Raw genomic sequence first — 18,285 nt, forward strand, 5'->3', positions numbered from 1 at the left:
TCGACGACACCGGCCGGGGAATCCGTCACGGCATCGTGAAAGGTTTCAATTGGATTGCCGGGACGTTATGCAGCGCCGATACACCGAGTCAATGGCCGAGCAGCAATCCCGCGCCGCCGGAGGGTTGCATTTCGGTCACGCGACACCCGCGTTTCCCGGGGGTTGACAGCCCCGGCGGCGCCCCCTAGCTTCCACATGAATCGTTTCACAAGCTCGCCTGGCAGGAGTTCGCGCTCCGTGGCCGACGCATGACTTCAGGAGTCCCGAAGTGACCGAGCTCGCCGCGGTGAAGGCCGCCCTCAAGACCCAGGCCGTCGAGACGCCGTCGTGGGCCTACGGGAACTCCGGGACGCGTTTCAAGGTGTTCGCCCAGCAGGGAGTCCCGCGGACCCCGCAGGAGAAGATCGAGGACGCGGCGAAGGTGCACGAGTTCACGGGTGCCGCTCCGACGGTGGCCCTGCACATCCCCTGGGACAGGGTCGATGACTACGCGGCCCTCGCCCGGCACGCCGAGGACCACGGCGTGCGCCTGGGGACGATCAACTCCAACACGTTCCAGGACGACGACTACAAGCTGGGCAGTGTGTGCCATCCGGAGGCGTCGGTGCGCCGCAAGGCGGTGGACCACCTGCTGGAGTGCGTGGACGTGATGGACGCGACCGGGTCGCGGGATCTGAAGCTGTGGTTCGCCGACGGCACCAACTACCCGGGCCAGGACGACATCCGGGCCCGGCAGGACCGGCTGGCCGAGGCGCTGGCGGAGGTGTACGCCCGGCTCGGGGACGACCAGCGGATGCTGCTGGAGTACAAGTTCTTCGAGCCGGCCTTCTACAGCACCGACGTGCCGGACTGGGGGACCGCGTACGCGCACTGTCTGAAGCTGGGGCCGAAGGCGCAGGTGGTGGTGGACACCGGGCACCACGCGCCGGGTACCAACATCGAGTTCATCGTCGCCTCGCTGCTGCGGGAGGGCAAGCTCGGCGGCTTCGACTTCAACTCCCGTTTCTACGCGGACGACGACCTGATGGCGGGCGCCGCGGACCCGTTCCAGCTGTTCCGGATCATGTACGAGGTGGTGCGGGGCGGCGGGTTCACGCCCGAGGTGGCGTTCATGCTCGACCAGTGCCACAACATCGAGGCGAAGGTCCCGGCGATCATCCGCTCGGTGATGAACGTGCAGGAGGCGACCGCCAAGGCGCTCCTCGTCGACCGCGATGCCCTCGCGGCTGCCCAGGCGGCCGGTGATGTGCTTGCGGCCAACGGCGTGCTGATGGACGCCTACAGCACCGACGTCCGCCCGCTGCTCGCCGAGGTCCGCGGCGAACTCGGCCTCGACCCGGACCCGATGGCCTCCTACCGCCGCTCCGGCTGGGCCGAGAAGATCGCCGGTGCGCGTGTCGGCGGACAGCAGGCCGGCTGGGGAGCCTGACCCACTCCCTGGAGCCCACACCCGCCCAGACCGCCGCCGCCGCCCGGACGCATCCCCGCACACCCCGCGCTCACCACCTCCTCGAAGGATCCGTCATGACCTCCGCCCTCCATCCCGAAGCCGCTTCGCTGCTCGCCCGGTCGCATCGGCTCGGCGCCGATCCCCGGAACACCAACTACGCCGGTGGCAACACCTCCGCGAAGGGCACCGGCACCGACCCGGTGACCGGCGGTGGGGTGGAGCTGATGTGGGTGAAGGGCTCCGGCGGCGACCTCGGCACGCTGACCGAGGGCGGGCTGGCGGCGCTGCGCCTGGACCGGCTGCGGGCGCTGGAGGGCGTCTACCCGGGTGTGGAGCGCGAGGACGAGATGGTCGCCGCGTTCGACTACTGCCTGCACGGCAAGGGCGGCGCCGCGCCGTCGATCGACACCGCGATGCACGGTCTGGTCGACGCGGCCCATGTCGACCACCTCCACCCCGACTCCGGTATCGCGCTCGCGTGCGCGGCGGACGGCGAGAAGCTGACCGCCGAGTGCTTCGGCGACACCGTGGTGTGGGTGCCCTGGCGCAGGCCCGGTTTCCAGCTCGGGCTGGACATCGCGGCGGTGAAGGCGGCCCACCCACGGGCGATCGGCTGCGTGCTGGGCGGTCACGGCATCACCGCCTGGGGCGACACGAGCGAGGAGTGCGAGGCCAACTCGCTGCACATCATCCGCACCGCTGAATCCTTCCTCGCCGAGCGCGGCCGCCCCGAGCCGTTCGGCCCACTCCTGGACGGCTACCGGCCGCTGCCCGAGACGGAGCGCCGCAAGCGCGCCGCAGCGCTCGCCCCGCACATCCGCGCCCTCGCCTCCAAGGACCGGCCGCAGGTCGGTCACTTCGACGACTCGGACGCGGTGCTGGACTTCACCGCCCGCGCCGAGCACCCCCGCCTCGCCGCGCTCGGCACCTCCTGCCCCGACCACTTTCTGCGCACCAAGGTCCGCCCGCTCGTCCTCGACCTGGCCCCCACCGCCCCGCTGGACGAGGCCGTCGCCCGGCTCGCCGAGCTGCACACCGCCTACCGGCAGGAGTACGCCGCCTACTACCAGCGGCACGCCGCACCCGACTCGCCCGCGATGCGCGGCGCCGACCCGGCGATCGTCCTCGTGCCCGGGGTGGGCATGTTCTCCTTCGGCAAGGACAAGCAGACCGCCCGGGTGGCGGGCGAGTTCTACCTCAACGCGATCAACGTCATGCGCGGCGCCGAGGCCGTCTCCAGCTATGCGCCGATCGAGGAGTCGGAGAAGTTCCGCATCGAGTACTGGGCGCTGGAGGAGGCCAAGCTCCAGCGGATGCCGAAGCCCAAGCCGCTCGCCACCCGGATCGCGCTCGTCACCGGCGCCGGCTCCGGCATCGGGAAGGCGATCGCCCACCGGCTCGCGGCCGAGGGCGCCTGCGTCGTCGTCGCCGACCTGAACGCCGAGAACGCCGCCGCCGTCGCCGCCGAGCTGGGCGGCCCCGACACCGCCGTGCCGGTGACGGTCGACGTCACCTCCGAGGAGCAGATCACCGCCGCGTTCGACGCCGCCGTACTCGCCTTCGGCGGCGTGGACCTGGTCGTCAACAACGCCGGGATCTCGATCTCCAAGCCGCTGCTGGAGACCACCGCCCGTGACTGGGACCTCCAGCACGACATCATGGCCCGCGGCTCGTTCCTCGTCTCCCGCGAGGCCGCCCGGCTGATGGCCGCGCAGCAGCTCGGCGGCGACATCGTCTACATCGCCTCCAAGAACGCCGTCTTCGCCGGCCCGAACAACATCGCCTACTCCGCCACCAAGGCCGACCAGGCCCACCAGGTCCGCCTCCTCGCCGCCGAACTCGGCGCACACGGCATCCGCGTCAACGGCGTCAACCCCGACGGCGTCGTCCGCGGCTCCGGCATCTTCGCCGCCGGCTGGGGCGCCCAACGCGCCGCCACCTACGGCATCGAGGAGGACGAGCTCGGCGAGTTCTACGCCCAGCGCACCCTCCTCAAGCGCGAAGTCCTGCCCGAACACGTCGCGAACGCCGTCTTCGCCCTCACCGGCGGCGACCTCACCCACACCACCGGACTCCACATCCCCGTCGACGCCGGCGTCGCCGCCGCCTTCCTGCGCTGACACCCACAGACGCCTGCCGCGCGGACAGGCGGCGGGAGGCGACCGGGACACCGACCGCCGCCTGTCCGGGGCCGCCCGGTCCCGCACGCGGGGCAGCCCTCCCCCTTGCCCGGGCGTCCGCTGCCCCGCGGGCGCCGGGGACACACCGGGGATCGGGGCACCTCTCCCCCGCCGCGACGCGGCCCCCGATCCCCCTGCCTGCCCTCACCCTGCGAGGACCGATGCCCACCACCCCCCGTACCTTCGCCGCCGTCGACCTGGGCGCCTCCAGCGGACGGGTGATGCTCGGCAGGGTCGGGCCCGGCACCCTGGACCTCACCGAGGTGCACCGCTTCCCCAACCGGCCCGTGACGGTGGGCGGAACGCTCCACTGGGACGTTCTCGCCCTGTACCGGGGTGTGCTCGACGGGTTGCGCGCGGCGGGACGGACGGCCGGCGGGCGCCTCGACGGGATCGGGGTGGACGGCTGGGCGGTCGACTACGGTCTGCTGGACGCCACCGGGTCGCTGCTGGGCAACCCCGTGCACTACCGGGACGCGCGGACCGAGGGCGCCGCCGAGGCGGTGCACGCCGTGCTCCCGGCGGACCGCCTGTACGCCGAGACCGGCCTCCAGCACCTCCCGTTCAACACCGTCTTCCAGCTGACCGCCGCCCGGGGCACCCCGCAACTCGCCGCCGCCGAGCGGCTGCTGATGATCCCCGACCTCGTCTCGTACTGGCTCACCGGCGTCCAGGGGACCGAGATCACCAACGCGTCCACCACCCAGCTCGTCGACCCCCGCACCCGCGACTGGTCTCCGGAGGTGGCCCGCCGCACCGGAATCGACCTCTCGCTCTTCCCCGCCCTGCGCGGCCCCGGCGACCCGGCCGGCGAGCTGCTGCCCGAGGTGCTGGCGGAGACCGGTCTGACCGGCCCCGTCCCGGTGACGGCCGTCGGCTCGCACGACACCGCCTCCGCCGTCGTCGGCGTGCCGGCGGCCGGGGACGACTTCGCCTACATCGCCACCGGCACCTGGTCCCTGGTCGGCCGGGAACTCGACGCGCCCGTCCTCACCGAGGCCTCCCGGCGGGCCAACTTCACCAACGAACTCGGCGTCGACGGCACCGTCCGCCACCTGCGCAACGTGATGGGCCTGTGGCTCCTCCAGGAATGCATGCGCACATGGGCCGACCGGGGCGATCCCAAGGACCTCGGTCCGCTGCTCGCGGCGGCCGCGGAGCTGCCGCCGCTGCGGAGCGTCGTCGACGCGGGCGACCCCGCGTTCATCCCACCGGGCGACATGCCCCGGCGCATCGCCGACGCGTGCCTCGCCACCGGGCAGCCCGCCCCGCGCACCGCCGCCGAGTTCACCCGCTGCGTGCTCGACTCCCTGGCGCTCGCCCACCGCGAGGCCGTGGCGCAGGCCCGGGACCTCTCCGGCAAGGAGGTGACGACCGTGCACATCGTGGGCGGCGGGGCGCGCAACGCGCTGCTGTGCCAGCTGACCGCCGACGCGTGCGGGCTGCCCGTCGTCGCCGGTCCCGCCGAGGCCGCGGCCCTGGGCAACGTCCTGGTGCAGGCGCGGGCGGCCGGTGCGCTGGACGGCTCGCTCGCCGGCCTGCGGGCTCTGCTGCGGTCCACACAGCGGCTGGACCACTACACGGCCCGCCCCGGCGCCGCCGCCTGGGACGACGCCGCCGCCCGGATCGGACGCGCGCGGTGAGCGGGCAGGCGCCGGCGTCCCGGCAGCCTCCGGGCGGCCCCGCGCGACCGCCCCTGCGGCGGCCGCCGTGCCGCCGACGCGCCCGGCCACTACCGGATCCGCGCTCCGACGGGCCATGATCGACGGCACGTACGCACTCCGCGCCCCGCGCGCCGTCCCGGACCGGGACGGGTGGCTCCGCGGGACGCGGTGGGTACGTGCAGCACAGGGCACGCGCGAGGAGGAGAACGTCAGTGGACGCCGGCGACGACGGACGACAGCAGCTGGACACGGTCAGCATCCTCAACGCGAGGCATACGCTCCTCGGATACCTCGGCCGGGCCGGTCTGTTCCCCGGTGACGCGGAGGAACTGGTCCGTCTCGTCGAGGCGGGCGCCGTCGCGCTGGCGCACGAGGAGATCGGCGCCCTCGCCCGGGAGGCGCCGGAGGGCGGGGGCGACCTCTACACGAGCGGCTGGCTCGACGGGGCCGGTGCCGTCGCCGGCGGGCTCGGGGACACCGCCGCGCGCGCCCTGCGCCTGGCGGTCGCCGCCGACGCGTCGCCCTCCGCCGGGGACGCCCGTCCTCCGGTGCGCACGACGGAGGTCGAACGGGCGCGGGTGGCGATCGGGCCGCTCTACCTCTCGTTCACCGAGGTCTCCGATCTCGATCCCGAGGTCTCCGAGCAGGTGCTCGTCGCCGTGCTCGCCACCATGGGCGCCCGGCAGCGGGCGGGATACGCGGGCCGGCTCACGGAGTTCACCGAGGAGCACCGCCCCCGCCTGGAGCGGCTGTACGCCCGCTACGGGCCGGGCAGTCCGACCGCCATCCACGGCCGCTACTCCCTGCTCCACTCCCCCACCAGCATCGCCGTCCTGGAACGCCTCACCGCCGCACCGGCCTGCCTGGAGTCCGAGTGGGACGCCGGGGAACTGCCGCCCGCGTGGCTGGAGGGGCTCAGGAGGGGATGGGCCGAGGCGGGCGTGTAAAGGGGGCACCCCGGGGGTGCGGCCGGGGGTGCGGGGCCGGCCGCGGCGCCCGGCGGCTACGCCCCGCCGCCGGTCTCCTCGTCGCCGCCGCCCTCCTCGGCGAACCGCCCGTCCGACTCCTTCGCCAGGACGGCGGCGACGAAGTCGTCGACGGCCGCCTCGAGTCCGATGTCCTGGTGGGTCCGCTCGCAGAGGGACCAACGGTGCTCCAGCAGCTGGTGGTAGAGCTCGGCCGGGTCGAGGGGGCCCCGGCAGCGCGGGGGCACCGCCCGGACGGTGGGGCGGAAGACCTCGCGGACCCAGCGGTGCCCCAGGACCTCCGGGCGGGCGCCGAGCGGGTCGCCGGGGGCGTAGTCGTCCTGGGTGGCCATCCAGCTCTCCAGGTCGGCCAGGAGCCGGCGGGCCTGGTTCTCCTCCGTGTCGAGCCCGGTGAGCCGCAGCAGCTGGCGCTGGTGGTGGCCGGCGTCGACGACCTTGGGGACGAAGGTGACCGTGTCGCCCTCGGGCGAGGTGGCGATCTGCATCTCGGCCACGTCGAAGCCCAGGTCGTTGAGGCGCCGCACCCTGCGCTCGATGTAGTGGTACTTGCCTGCCGGGTAGACCGAGGTGCGGGTCAGCTCCGTCCACAGCTCGTGGTATCGGCGGCAGATCTCGGTGCCGAAGGCGATGGGGTCCACGGACGGGTGGAGCGCGCCGGCCGCTTCGAGGTCGAGCATCTCGCCGCTGATGTTGACCCGCGCCAGGTCGATGTCGTACTCGCGCTGGCCGGTGCTGAGCCGGGCGTGGGTCTCACCGGTCTCGGCGTCGACGAGATAGGCGGCGTAGGCCCCGGCGTCCCGGCGGAAGAGGGTGTTGGAGAGCGAGCAGTCGCCCCAGGCGAAGCCGACCAGGTGCAGCCGGACCAGCAGCACGGCGAGGGCGTCCATCAGCCGGTGGACCGTGGCGGGCCGCATGGTGGTCTCGAACATGGAGCGGTAGGGCAGGGAGCCGCCGAGGTGACGGGTGATGAGCACGGGTTCCAGGGGCTCGCCGCCCGGTCCGGTGCGGCCGGTCACGACCGCGAGCGGGTCGACCGCGGGTATGCCGAGCCGGTGGAGGTCGCGCAGGAGCTCGTACTCCCGCACCGCGGGGCGTTCGGCGAGCTCCTTGACGGCCACGATCTCCGTGCCGGCCGCCGCGTAGCGGACCACGTGGCGGGAGATGCCGCGCGGCAGGTCCACCAGGTGCTGCTCGGGCCACTCCTCCAGCGGTGCGTGCCAGGGGAGTTCGAGGAGCAGGGCGGGGTGTTCGGGGTTGGTGGCGGTGAACTGGAGGGCCATCGGTTCCTCGCTGGTGGCAGGGGCGGCGACTGCGGCTGCGGGTGTCCCGGCCGGCGGGGCGTCCGCGGCGCGGGGTGCACGCATCGTCGCGTGCCGGCCCGGCGGCGCGCGGGCGCGGGGCCGGCGGACGGTTCCGGACGGCCCCGGCGGCGGGCGCCGCGGGTGGGACGCAAGCATCCCATGCCGGCGCCCCGGCTCCGGGCGGCCCCCGCCCGCCTCAGTCCGGGAGGCGCAGGCCGGTGCAGCCGTGCTGCTTCGCCGCGCGTTCGGCGAACGCGGCGAGCGCGGCGCGGGCGAAGGCGTCGTCGCCCTCGCCGGCCGGGGACGCGGGGTCGAGGGTGAAGCGTGCGCGGGCGCCGTCGCCGGGGCAGGCGGCGGTCCCCCAGAGGAGGTCGCCCAAGCGGCCGGCCTCCGGGTCCGCGCCGTCGCCGAGGGGGGCGACGGCCTGGGCGAAGGGGCCGAAGGAGGCGGTGAGGCCGAAGAGTTCGGGCCGGCTCTCCGCGTCGCGGGCCGCGCCGAGGACACAGCTCTCCAGCGGGGCCGTGCCCGGCGCGGCGGTCGTCTCCCTGATCCAGTCGATGTCGTCCCGGTCGCGCAGCGGGAGGCCCGCGCAGGTGCCCTCGGCCTCGAAGCGGGACTTCTCCTGCGGTTCGGGGTAGTCGTCCGGGGTGGCGCCGCCCGTCTGCGCGTCGCAGTCCCAGCGGTCGGCCGCGCGTTCCGCGGTGGCGGTGAGGAGCCGCGCGACGGCGCTGCCGGCCACGGTGTCGCCTCCGGTCTGCGAACCGACGACGACGGAGGACTCCCGGCCCGCGCACGTGAGCACCACCGCGGCGCTGACGCGGTTGGTGTAGCCGTGCCAGCCGCCGCCCAGCGGCAGTGGCAGGGTGCCGGTGGGCGAGGGGCGCAGCCGGTCGAAGACACCCGGCCGGCCGTCGTCGTCGCGGGCGTCGGCGGGGATCTCCGCGATGACGAGGGTATGCCGGCCGACCTTGCAGAACTCGTAGCCGCCGGGCCCGCCGTCGCGGTAGTCGAGGGGCAGCCCCGCATCGGTGTCGTAGCCGGTGAGGACGGCGGACTCCTCGGCCGGGATCAGGCCCTGGCAGTAGCCGGCGAGCGCGTCCTCGTAGCGCCAGCGCTTGCCCGTGTCGCTGAACTGGTACCAGCCGTATCCCGCCACGGCGACCAGGACCAGCGGCAGAGCCGCGTACAGCGCCAGCCTGCGTATGACCGTCATGTGATGCCCGCTCCCCGTTCGGTGTGCCCCGGCACCCTATCCCGCGGCCCTGCCCGGCCCGGCGGGGCGGCGGCGTGGGCCGGGTGGGGACACGGCGGGTGCCCTGCCCGCGTCCGCCCCCGCTGATCCCCCGGCCGCCCGCGCCGTGGAGAGACCCGGCGGCGTCCGCCGTCCGGGGGATTCCGTGAGCGGTCCCGGGAGCGTCCCCGTTCCCGGGACCGCAGCCCGCGCATGATGACGGGGTTAACTCCAAGCGCTCCCACTCCGGAGTGGCTGGGCGGAGCCCCCGGGGACCCACCAGGTCCCCGGGGGCTCCGTCTCGTCCGGTCCCGGTGCGGCGCCGGGCCGGACCGGTCCGGTCGAGCGCGGTCAGGCGGCGGGCGCGAACTGGGCGGCGTGCAGCCCCGCGTAGACCCCGCCGGCGGCGAGCAGCTCCTCGTGGGTGCCCTGTTCGGCGATCGATCCGCCGTCCATCACCACGATCAGGTCGGCGTCCCGGACGGTGGAGAGCCGGTGGGCGATGACGAAGCTGGTGCGGCCCGCCCGAAGGGACGACATGGCCTGCTGGACGAGGAGTTCGGTGCGGGTGTCGACCGAGCTGGTGGCCTCGTCCAGGACCAGGACCGCCGGTTCGGCGAGGAAGGCGCGGGCGATCGTGATCAGTTGCCGCTCTCCCGCGCTCAGGCCCGCGCCGTCCTCGTCCAGCACCGTGTCGTAGCCGTCCGGCAGGGTGCGGATGAAGCGGTCCGCGTGGGTGGTCACGGCCGCCTCGACGATCCGTTCCCGGGAGACGTCGCCGGGCACCCCGTAGGCGATGTTGTCGGCGATGGTGCCGCCGAAGAGCCAGGTGTCCTGGAGGACCATGCCGATGCCCGCCCGGACGTCCTCGCGGGTCATCCCCGCCGTGTCGACGCCGTCGAGGGTGATCCGGCCGCCGGTCACCTCGTGGAACCGCATCAGCAGGTTCACCAGCGTCGTCTTGCCCGCACCGGTGGGGCCGACGATCGCGACCGTCTGCCCGGGCTCCGCCGTCAGCGACAGGTCCTCGACGAGCGGGGTGCCGGGCTCGTAGCGGAAGGCGACGTGTTCGAAGGCGACCCGCCCCCGGGGCGGCCCGGGGCGCAGCGGTCGCGCGGGGTCGGGGGACTCCTCGGGGGCGTCGAGGAGGTCGAAGACCCGTTCGGCGGAGGCGACGCCGGACTGGAGGATGCTGGCCATCGCCGCGACCTGGGTGACCGGTCCGTTGAACTCGTAGGAGTACTGGACGAAGGCCTGGACGTCGCCGACGGACAGCGTGCCCGAGGCGACCCGGAGGCCGCCCACCACGGCGATCAGGACGTAGTTGAGGTTGCCGACGAAGGTGAGGGCCGGCTGGATGGTGCCGGACACGGCCTGGGCGCGGAAGCCCGCCGCGTACAGTTCCTCGCCCAGTTCGTCGAAGCGGGCCACGGCCGCGTCGCGCCGCCCGAAGGCGACGACCTCGGCGTGGCCGGTGATCATCTCCTCGACGTGGCTGTTCAGCCGTCCCGTGACCGCCCACTGGCGGACGAACTGCGGCTGGGCCCGCCGGCCGATCCGCGCCGCCGTGACCACCGACAGCGGGACGGTGGCGAGGGCGACCAGGGCGAGCAGCGGCGAGATCCAGACCATCATCACGAGGACGCCCACCAGGGTCAGCAGAGCCCTGATCATCTGGCTGAGCGCCTGCTGGAGGGTCTGGGTGACGTTGTCGATGTCGTTCGTCGTGCGGCTGAGGATCTCGCCCCGGGGCTGGGCGTCGAGGTATCCGAGGGGCAGCCGGGCCAGCTTGTGCTGCGCGCGTTCGCGCAGCCGGTGCCCGGTGCGCTGGACCACGGTCGTCGCGAGGCGCTGCTGGCACCAGTTGAGCGCCGCGGAGCCGGCGGCGAGCGCGAGCACCGTGAGCAGCGCGCGGGCCAGGGCGGGGAAGTCGACGCCGTCGCCCGCCGCTCCGGCGAGCACGGCGTCGGTGGCCCGGCCCAGGATGGCGGGGGTGACGACGGCGAGCGAGACCGCGCCCGCAGCGGCGGCGAACACCGCCGCGAGCCTGGCCCGTTCGGGTGCGAGGGTACGCAGCAGACGCAGACCGGAGGCACGGAAGTCGAGGGACCGTTCGACGGCCGGGGCGGCGAGGCCGGGCCCGCGCTGCTGGGGCGCCGGGCCGCGGCGTTCGGGCACGGTGCGGGGGGTCATGCGGCTTCCTCCTCGGTGAGCTGGGAGAGGACGATCTCCCGGTAGACGGCGTTGTCCCGCATGAGTTCCTCGTGGGTGCCGCTGCCGACGGCCGTGCCCCGGTCGAGGACGACGATCCGGTCGGCGCCGCGGACGGTGGCGACCCGCTGGGCGACGATCACGACGGCCGCGTCGGCGGTCTCCTCGGCGAGCGCGTGCCGCAGCTGTGCCTCGGTGCGGTTGTCGAGGGCGGAGAAGGAGTCGTCGAAGAGGTACACCTGCGGGCGGGCGACGAGGACCCGGGCGATGGCGAGGCGCTGGCGCTGCCCGCCGGAGAGGTTGGTGCCGCCCTGGGCGACCGGCGCGTCCAGGCCTCCGTCGAGCGCGCGCACGAAGCCGTCGGCCCGCGCGACCCCGAGCGCGTGCCACAGCTCCTCGTCGCTCGCCCCGGGCCGGCCGTAGCGGAGGTTGTCGGCGACGGTCCCGGAGAAGAGGTACGGCCGCTGCGGGACGATGCCGACGGTGCGGGCGAGGAGGGCGGGGTCCATGGCACGGACGTCGACGCCGCCGACCCGTACAGAGCCCTCGGTCGCGTCGAGGAGGCGCGGGACGAGGGCGAGAAGGGTGCTCTTGCCGCTGCCCGTGGAGCCGATGACCGCGGTGGTCCGGCCGGGTCGTGCGGTGAGGTCGACGGAGCGGAGCACGGGCTCCTCGGCGCCCGGGTAGTGGAAGCCCGCGCCGCGCACCTCCAGCAGGCCGGGGCCGCGCAGCGCGTGTACGGGGGCGGCGGGCGGTGCGACGGAGGGGCGGGTGCCGAGGACTTCCTGGATGCGTTCGGCGCAGACCTCGGCGCGGGGCATGTGCATCAGCAGGAACAGGGCCATCATCACCGACATCATGATCTGGAGCAGGTAGCCGAGGAACGCGACGAGCGCACCGGCCCGCAGGGCGCCGTCGTCGATGCGGTGGGCGCCGGCCCAGAGCACGCCGACGGTGGCGAGTTCCCAGACGACCAGCACGATCGGGAACATCACCGACTGCAGACGGCCGGCCCGCAGGCCGACGTCCCTCAGTTCGTCGTTGGCGGCGGCGAACCGCGTCCGCTCGTGGCGGTCGCGGACGAAGGCGCGGACGACGCGGACGCCGGTGATCTGCTCGCGCACCACGCGGTTGACCCGGTCCACCCGCTCCTGCATACCGCGGAAGAGGGGCCGCATCCGCAGCACGACGGTGCCGACGGCGCCTGCCATCACCGGGACGAACAGCAGGAGGATCAGGGCGAGCGGGACGTCCTGGCCGAGCGCCATCACGACACCGCCCACGCAGAGCAGGGGCGCGGCGACGAGCATGGTCAGGATGAGCACGGCGAAGGTCTGCACCTGCTGCACGTCGTTGGTGGCGCGGGTGATCAGCGAGGCGGTGCCGAAGCGGCTGATCTCCCGCGCGGAGAAGGCCTGGACACGGCGGAAGACGTCGGCGCGCACGTCGCGGGCGATGCCCATCGCGATCCGGGCGCCGAGCCGGACGGCCACGGCCGCGGCGGTCGCCTGGACGAGGGTGACGCCGGCCATGAGCGCGCCGCCGCTGAGCACATGGGCGGTGTCCCCGCGGAGGACCCCGTTGTCGATGACGTCGGCGTTGAGCCGGGGCAGCGTCAGTGAGGCGGCGGTCTGGGCGAGTTGGAGGAGCACGAGGAGCAGCAGGGTCCGGCGGTAGGGGCGCAGCCGGCCGGTCACGAGGCGGAGGAGCACGGGTCCGCCCCCTCAGGCCGTGCGCGGGAGGCGGGCGGCGGCAGGAGCGGCGCCGGGCGGTCCGGGACGGAGCCGGGCGGGGGCCGTCCCACCGGGGCGGGCGGCGGCAGGAGCGGCGCCGGGCGGTCCGGGACGGAGCCGGGCGGGGGCCGTCCCACCGGGGCGGGCGGCGGCGGGGGGCGGGGGCGGGGTGGCACGGGTGAGGTCCATGCGGAGGATCGTGGTACCTCAACTTTGGTTGAGGTCAAGCGGAGCTCCGCGCGGGCCCGCGAACTGACGGACGGTCGGGCAGCCGGGCAGCCGGACGGGACGGGCGGGACGGGCGCGACCGAGGGCCCCGGCACCGCCGGCGGGCAGGCGGCGTGACAGGGGAAGCCGGGGGCAGACGAGGGGAGACGCATCCTCGGTGAAAGGAGCCCACCGTGCCCGTGACCTTCCGCAAGAGTTTCCGGATATTCCCCGGCGTCCGCCTCAACGTGAACCGCAAGTCCCTCTCCCTCACCTTCGGTCAGGGCAAGGGCCCCCGGCAGACCTACTCGACCACCGGCCGGCGGACCACGTCGATGGACCTCCCGGGCCCCTTCGGCTACCGCAAGACCACGACCGGCCGGGGCCGCTGACCCCCGGGCGGCCGCGGGGCCGTCTCACCGGCCGGGGCCGAGGGCCTGTTCCGTCCAGATCGTCTTTCCGCGGGCGCCGTAGCGGCACCCCCACCGGGTGGAGAGCTGGGCGATCAGGAACAGGCCCCGGCCGCCCTCGTCCGTGCTCAGCGCCCTGCGCAGTCGCGGCTGGGTGTTGCTCGGATCGGCGACCTCGCACACCAGCACCCGGTCCCGGATCAGCCGCAGGACGACGGGGCCGCCCGCGTGCCTGATCGCGTTGGTGACGAGTTCGCTGACGATGAGCTCCGTGGCGAACGCCTCCTCCTCCAGCCCCCAGGCGTCCAGTTGGCGCAGGACGTCGGTGCGGGCGTCGTGGACGGCGGCGGGATCGGCGGCGTACTCCCAGGTCGCCGTGGACCGGGCGGCCACCACGCGGGTGCGCGCGAGCAGCACGGTGACGTCGTCGTCCGGCGGCTCCCGTCCGGCCCTGCGGGCCGTCAGCTCCGCGGCGATGCCGTCGAGAGGGAGGCCGGCCGCCACCAGCCCCGCCAGTTCGCCCGGGAGGCGCGCCTCCTGCGAGTCCGCCACGCCGGACACGGGGGAAGCCGCCGCGGCGGGCGGCCCCGTGGCGCCGGCGTCCGCGGTGCGCGACCCCGTGGCGCCGGCGTCCCCGGGGGCCGCGCGGCGGAGCAGGCCGTCGGTGTAGAACGCGAGCACGCTGCCGACCGGGAGTACGGTGCTGAACACCTCGAAGGGGTTGTCCCCGACGCCCAGGGTCGGCCCCGGGACCACCTCCGCGTACTCGGCGCTGCCGTCGGGGCGGACGATGACCGGCGGGGGGTGTCCGGCACTGGCCATCTGGCACACCCCGGTCACCGGGTCGTAGACGGCGAACAGGCAGGACGCGCCGACCGTGTCGGGCTCCTTCGACTCGGCCACCATCCGCTGGACCAGGTCGTCGAGCCGGGTGAGGAGTTCGTCGGGCGGCAGATCGAGGTCGGCGAGGGTCTGCACCGCCGTGCGCAGCCGCGCCATGGTGGCGGTCGCCTGCAGGCCGTGGCCGATGACGTCGCCGACGACGAGGGCCAGCCGCAGGGACGACATCGGGAAGGCGTCGAACCAGTCGCCGCCGACGCTGACGCTGCCGCCGGCGGGAAGGTAGGCGCCGGCGGTCTCGGCGGCCGCCGTCTCGGTGGCCGAAGGGGGCAGCAGGCTCTGCTGAAGGACGACGGCCGTGCGGTGCTCGCGGGTGAAGCGGAAGGCGTTGTCGATCGCGAGGGCCGTGCGCAGGCACAGGTCCTGCATCAGCTTGACGTCGCCGTCGTCGAACGGAACGGGGTTGTCGACCCGGTAGACCTGCGCGTAGCCGAAGAACCGGCCGTGGTGGTGGAGCGGACAGCCCAGCGCGTGGTGCATGCCCTCGGGCATGAGCCGGCGCAGCAGGTACGGGTCGTCGCCGGCGATGCGGCGGCCGAGTTCCGCGTCGATGAGGAGCGCTCCCCCGACGGTCATCGCGGCGGGCAGCAGTTGCTCGGGAGGCGCCGGCACGGGTTCGCCGACCTGCACCAGGCCCGCCGGCCAGGCGCCGTCCGCCGCCTTGGTGGCCACCCGCCGGGCGGCGGACGCCGCCGCGCCCCGGTAGCCCGGCTGCGGGTCGCGGCCCTGGATGACGTCCTCGGGGAAGTCGACGAACGCGAGCTCGCCGAGGGAGGGCACGAGGACGGCGACCAGGTCACGGGCGCTGTGCACGGCGTCGAGCGAGCCGCCGATCTCGAAGCCCTCGCGGTAGGCGGCCGACAGCCGGCGCTGGGCCCGGTGGCGGTCGGTGACGTCGACGGCGGCGACGGCGACGCCGACGGGCACGCCGAGGGGGTCGGTCACGCGAATGCAGGTGAGCGAGACCATGCGGTCGTCGCCGGCCGGTCCCAGGGCGTACTCGGCGGCGACCACGGGCGCGCCGGTCGCCGCGACCCGGGCCATGAAGGCCCGTACCGTCCCGTGGGCGCCCGTGCCGGGGATCTCCAGCAGCCAGTCCTCGCCGGCGCCGTCCGGGCGCATCGCGGCACAGGCCTCGTTCGCCCGGACCGGGCGCAGGTCCATGTCGAGTTCCATGACCGCGATCCGCTCCTGGGAGAGGACCGCGCGGGCGAGGGCGGAGTTCTGGTCCCATCCCCCGTCCCGGGCGGCACTGTCGCCGTGAGGAGCAGGTGTCACGTCGTATCGCTCCCTGGTCAGGCGGCAGCCGGTCGTCTCGTGGCCCGTGGGGGCTCCCCACCGCCAGGATGCGCCCTCCCCGGGTGCGGGGCACGTCGGCGGGGCGCCTCCACCCCGCCGACCAGCCGTTTCCCGCGGTGCGGTCGGCGCCGGCCCGAGCGCCGCGGGAAGGGGCGCCGCGGGCGGGGCGCGGGGCGCCCGCTGTGTACGGTTCCGGTGTGAGCACCTTCGGAACGCCGTCCGGGCCCGGGGACCCCGACGCGCTCTTCGGCCTGGAGGAGATCCGCCCGGGCCCGCCGGTTCCCCCGCCTCCCGGGCCGTCCTTCCGCACCTCGGAAGAGGCCCGGCGGATGCTGGAGGTCCGGGAGATCCACGCCGAACCCGCGGCGGCCGCCTCCCCGCGGGGCCGGGAGATCCTGGCGAGGTTCCCGGACGCCGAGGTGATCCCGGTCGACTCGCACTGGCGGATCCCGGGCCTCCACGGCAGTCCCGGCAGCGCCGCGAACTGGGTGCGGATCAAGAAGACGGTCCTGGTCCTGGGCGAGAAGAAGACGCTCACGGTCCGGCCCAACGGCCGCTCCGCCGACTGGATCGCCCCCGGCGCGGCCAACGGGTGCGCGATGGCCTGCGCCTACTGCTACGTGCCGCGCCGCAAGGGCTGGGCGAACCCGGTCACCGTCTTCACCAACATCGAGCGCATCGTCGGCCGCCTGGAGCGGCACGTGGCGGCGCAGGGCCCGAAACGCGATCCGAACCAGTGCGACCCGGCGGCGTGGGTGTACGACATCGGCGAGAACGGCGACTGCTCGGTCGACGCCCTCATCAGCGAGAACACCGCCGATCTGGTCCACGCCTTCAGCCGCTGGCCGACGGCCAAGGCGTCCTTCGCGACCAAGTTCGTCAATCCCGATCTGCTGCGGCTCGCTCCGCGCGGGCGCACCCGGATCCGCTTCTCCGTGATGCCCCCTGAGGACGCCCGGTGCTGGACATCCGCACCAGCCCCGTCGAGGAACGGATCGCCGCGGCCGGGGACTTCGTCGAGGCCGACTACGAGGTGCACTTCAACTTCTCGCCCGTGGTCATCAGGCCGGGCTGGGAGGAGGCCTGGTCCGACCTCCTGCGCAGGATGGACGACGTCCTGCCGCGGGCGGTGAAGGAGCAGGCGGCGGCCGAGGTGATCATGCTGACGCACAACCGCGAGCTGCACGAGGTGAACCTGGCATGGCACCCGCGCGCCGAGTCCGTGCTGTGGCGTCCCGGGATCCAGCAGCCCAAGCGCTCGGAGAACGGCGGCTGGAACGTGCGCTACCGGGGTGGCCTCAAGGCGGAGGCGGTGGACACGGTGCGCCGCCTCGTGGAGCGCCGCGCCCCGTGGCTGCCGATCCGCTACGCGTTCTGAACCGCGGCCGCACGACGGGGCGCGGACGGCGCGGCAAGGGCACCGCGGGGCGCAGCGGGTGCGCCGTGGCGCGGCCTCCGGGAGCCTGGAGTCATGACCGATCCACTGGTACCACCCGAGGAGACACCGCCGGCGGAGGGTTCCATCGCCGAGGCCCACGAGGAGCGCGCGGACGGAGGTCCGTGGGAGCACCCGGGCATCTGGGTCTGGCTGATCGCGGCCGGCGCCGTCGTCATCGCGCTCTTCTTCATCTTCCGGCTCGTCTCGCTGTAGCCCGCCCGGGGCGCCGCAGCGAGGCCCGTCACGGCGGCCGGATCCGGGCCGGATCCGGGCAAGGGGGCATCCGGACGCCGAAATCCTTGTTAGGTTAGCCTTACCTAATTTAGGAGAGACGATGATCCCGGCGAAGTCCCGCGTCGACGAGCCCGGCAACGCCGAGCGCATCCGCTCCGTCCTCGCGGCCGCCCCGTCGCTGAGTCTGACCGCCGGCGAGGGCCGCTACGACCTGATCTCCATGCACAGCGTCGAACGCCGGGGCCGGCTGCTGCTCCACGCCCCGGCCGACAGCCCGCTCGCGGCCCAGGTCACCCACGCGCCCCGCGGCGACCTCGGCGCCCTGCTCGAGTTCACCGACCTAGCCCCGGCCGACGTCCGCGAGCGGGTCCGCGCCAAGGTCACCCTCGCGGGGCGTCTCGCCCCGTGCGACGCCCGGCACACGACGCGGACGCTGGTCCTCGGCCTCGACCTGGCCCGCGCGGCCATCGAACGGCACGGCCGCGTGGAGCACGTCGACCCCGGCGAGCTGGCCCGCGCCGAACCGGACGTGCTGGCCGAGCAGGAGGCCACGATGCTGCTGCACCTCGCCGACGACCACCAGGACATCGTCGAACGGCTCACCCTCCTCGCCGACCCCGCGCTCACGCACGGCGCCCTCAGGGTGCGGCCGCTCGCGCTCGACCGCTTCGGCATCGTCCTCCGCTTCGAGTACGCCGCCGGCCACACCGACACCCGCATCGCCTTCCCCGGCCCGGTCCGTGACGCCGACGACGTCGGCCGCCGCCTGGACCGCCTGCTGCGCCGCCCCGCCTCCCGCCGCACGCGCCACCGCCCGTGACGGCCCGGCGGCAGGGCCGGGTAGCGTGCGCCGATGCGACGCAGCGAGCGCAGTGACGGGGCGGTGATCGGCGCGGCGGTCGGCGCACGGGTGCTGCGTCGTGACGGACTCCTCTCGCTGGCCAGGAGCCTCGCGGAGCGCTCGGGCGGGTGAGCCCCGGCCGGGACGGCGCGCCCCCGGGGGCGGGCGGCCGGTCGCGGGGAGACTGGGTGCGGGCGGAA

General features: G+C 74.6%; 12 protein-coding genes and 1 pseudogene. 8 read left to right on the forward strand and 5 right to left on the reverse strand.

Annotated features, from left to right (window positions below):
• The first annotated feature begins 268 nt into the window (after positions 1-268).
• From rhaI to IAG43_RS00845, 4 genes are all read left to right on the forward strand, one after another.
• The gene (gene rhaI, locus IAG43_RS00830; RefSeq protein ID WP_187738814.1) at positions 269-1,429 is read left to right on the forward strand and encodes an L-rhamnose isomerase; all 1,161 of its coding nucleotides are present in this window, start codon (positions 269-271) and stop codon (positions 1,427-1,429) included.
• 95 nt (positions 1,430-1,524) lie between these two features.
• Positions 1,525-3,570, forward strand: coding sequence for a bifunctional aldolase/short-chain dehydrogenase (locus tag IAG43_RS00835; protein ID WP_187738815.1), 2,046 nt, complete (start codon positions 1,525-1,527; stop codon positions 3,568-3,570).
• A gap of 221 nt (positions 3,571-3,791) precedes the next feature.
• Complete coding sequence (locus IAG43_RS00840) at positions 3,792-5,273, forward strand: rhamnulokinase (protein ID WP_187738816.1); 1,482 nt, start codon at positions 3,792-3,794, stop codon at positions 5,271-5,273.
• Positions 5,274-5,506: 233 nt separating this feature from the next.
• Complete coding sequence (locus IAG43_RS00845; RefSeq protein ID WP_187738817.1) at positions 5,507-6,241, forward strand: hypothetical protein; 735 nt, start codon at positions 5,507-5,509, stop codon at positions 6,239-6,241.
• A gap of 56 nt (positions 6,242-6,297) precedes the next feature.
• Here IAG43_RS00845 and IAG43_RS00850 read toward each other — a convergent pair whose 3' ends face one another.
• From IAG43_RS00850 to IAG43_RS00865, 4 genes are all read right to left on the reverse strand, one after another.
• Complete coding sequence (locus IAG43_RS00850) at positions 6,298-7,560, reverse strand: DUF4032 domain-containing protein (protein WP_187738818.1); 1,263 nt, start codon at positions 7,558-7,560, stop codon at positions 6,298-6,300.
• 217 nt (positions 7,561-7,777) lie between these two features.
• Positions 7,778-8,794, reverse strand: coding sequence for a hypothetical protein (locus IAG43_RS00855; protein WP_187738819.1), 1,017 nt, complete (start codon positions 8,792-8,794; stop codon positions 7,778-7,780).
• A gap of 369 nt (positions 8,795-9,163) precedes the next feature.
• Positions 9,164-11,005 (reverse strand): ABC transporter ATP-binding protein, encoded by a 1,842-nt coding sequence (locus tag IAG43_RS00860; protein WP_187738820.1) that lies wholly within the window; start codon positions 11,003-11,005, stop codon positions 9,164-9,166.
• On the reverse strand, positions 11,002-12,735 hold the full coding sequence (locus IAG43_RS00865; protein ID WP_187738821.1) for an ABC transporter ATP-binding protein: 1,734 nt from the start codon (positions 12,733-12,735) through the stop codon (positions 11,002-11,004). The genes IAG43_RS00860 and IAG43_RS00865 overlap by 4 nt, the downstream gene beginning before the upstream one ends.
• Before the next feature lie 422 nt (positions 12,736-13,157).
• On the opposite strand from IAG43_RS00865, the gene IAG43_RS00870 reads away from it, so the two are divergent.
• Positions 13,158-13,355 (forward strand): DUF4236 domain-containing protein, encoded by a 198-nt coding sequence (locus IAG43_RS00870; protein ID WP_187738822.1) that lies wholly within the window; start codon positions 13,158-13,160, stop codon positions 13,353-13,355.
• Between the two features lie 24 nt (positions 13,356-13,379).
• Here IAG43_RS00870 and IAG43_RS00875 read toward each other — a convergent pair whose 3' ends face one another.
• On the reverse strand, positions 13,380-15,551 hold the full coding sequence (locus IAG43_RS00875; protein WP_187738823.1) for an ATP-binding SpoIIE family protein phosphatase: 2,172 nt from the start codon (positions 15,549-15,551) through the stop codon (positions 13,380-13,382).
• Positions 15,552-15,619: 68 nt separating this feature from the next.
• Here IAG43_RS00875 and IAG43_RS00880 point away from each other — a divergent pair.
• From IAG43_RS00880 to IAG43_RS00890, 3 genes and pseudogenes are all read left to right on the forward strand, one after another.
• Positions 15,620-16,950: pseudogene (locus IAG43_RS00880) on the forward strand (spore photoproduct lyase family protein).
• Positions 16,951-17,043: 93 nt separating this feature from the next.
• Positions 17,044-17,223: a DUF6480 family protein gene (locus IAG43_RS00885; protein ID WP_187738824.1), complete on the forward strand. Its 180-nt coding sequence runs from the start codon at positions 17,044-17,046 to the stop codon at positions 17,221-17,223.
• 121 nt (positions 17,224-17,344) lie between these two features.
• On the forward strand, positions 17,345-18,064 hold the full coding sequence (locus tag IAG43_RS00890; protein WP_187738825.1) for a DUF2470 domain-containing protein: 720 nt from the start codon (positions 17,345-17,347) through the stop codon (positions 18,062-18,064).
• Positions 18,065-18,285: the final 221 nt, after the last annotated feature.

The organism is Streptomyces genisteinicus, assembly GCF_014489615.1.
In the GTDB taxonomy this organism is placed as follows: domain Bacteria; phylum Actinomycetota; class Actinomycetes; order Streptomycetales; family Streptomycetaceae; genus Streptomyces; species Streptomyces genisteinicus.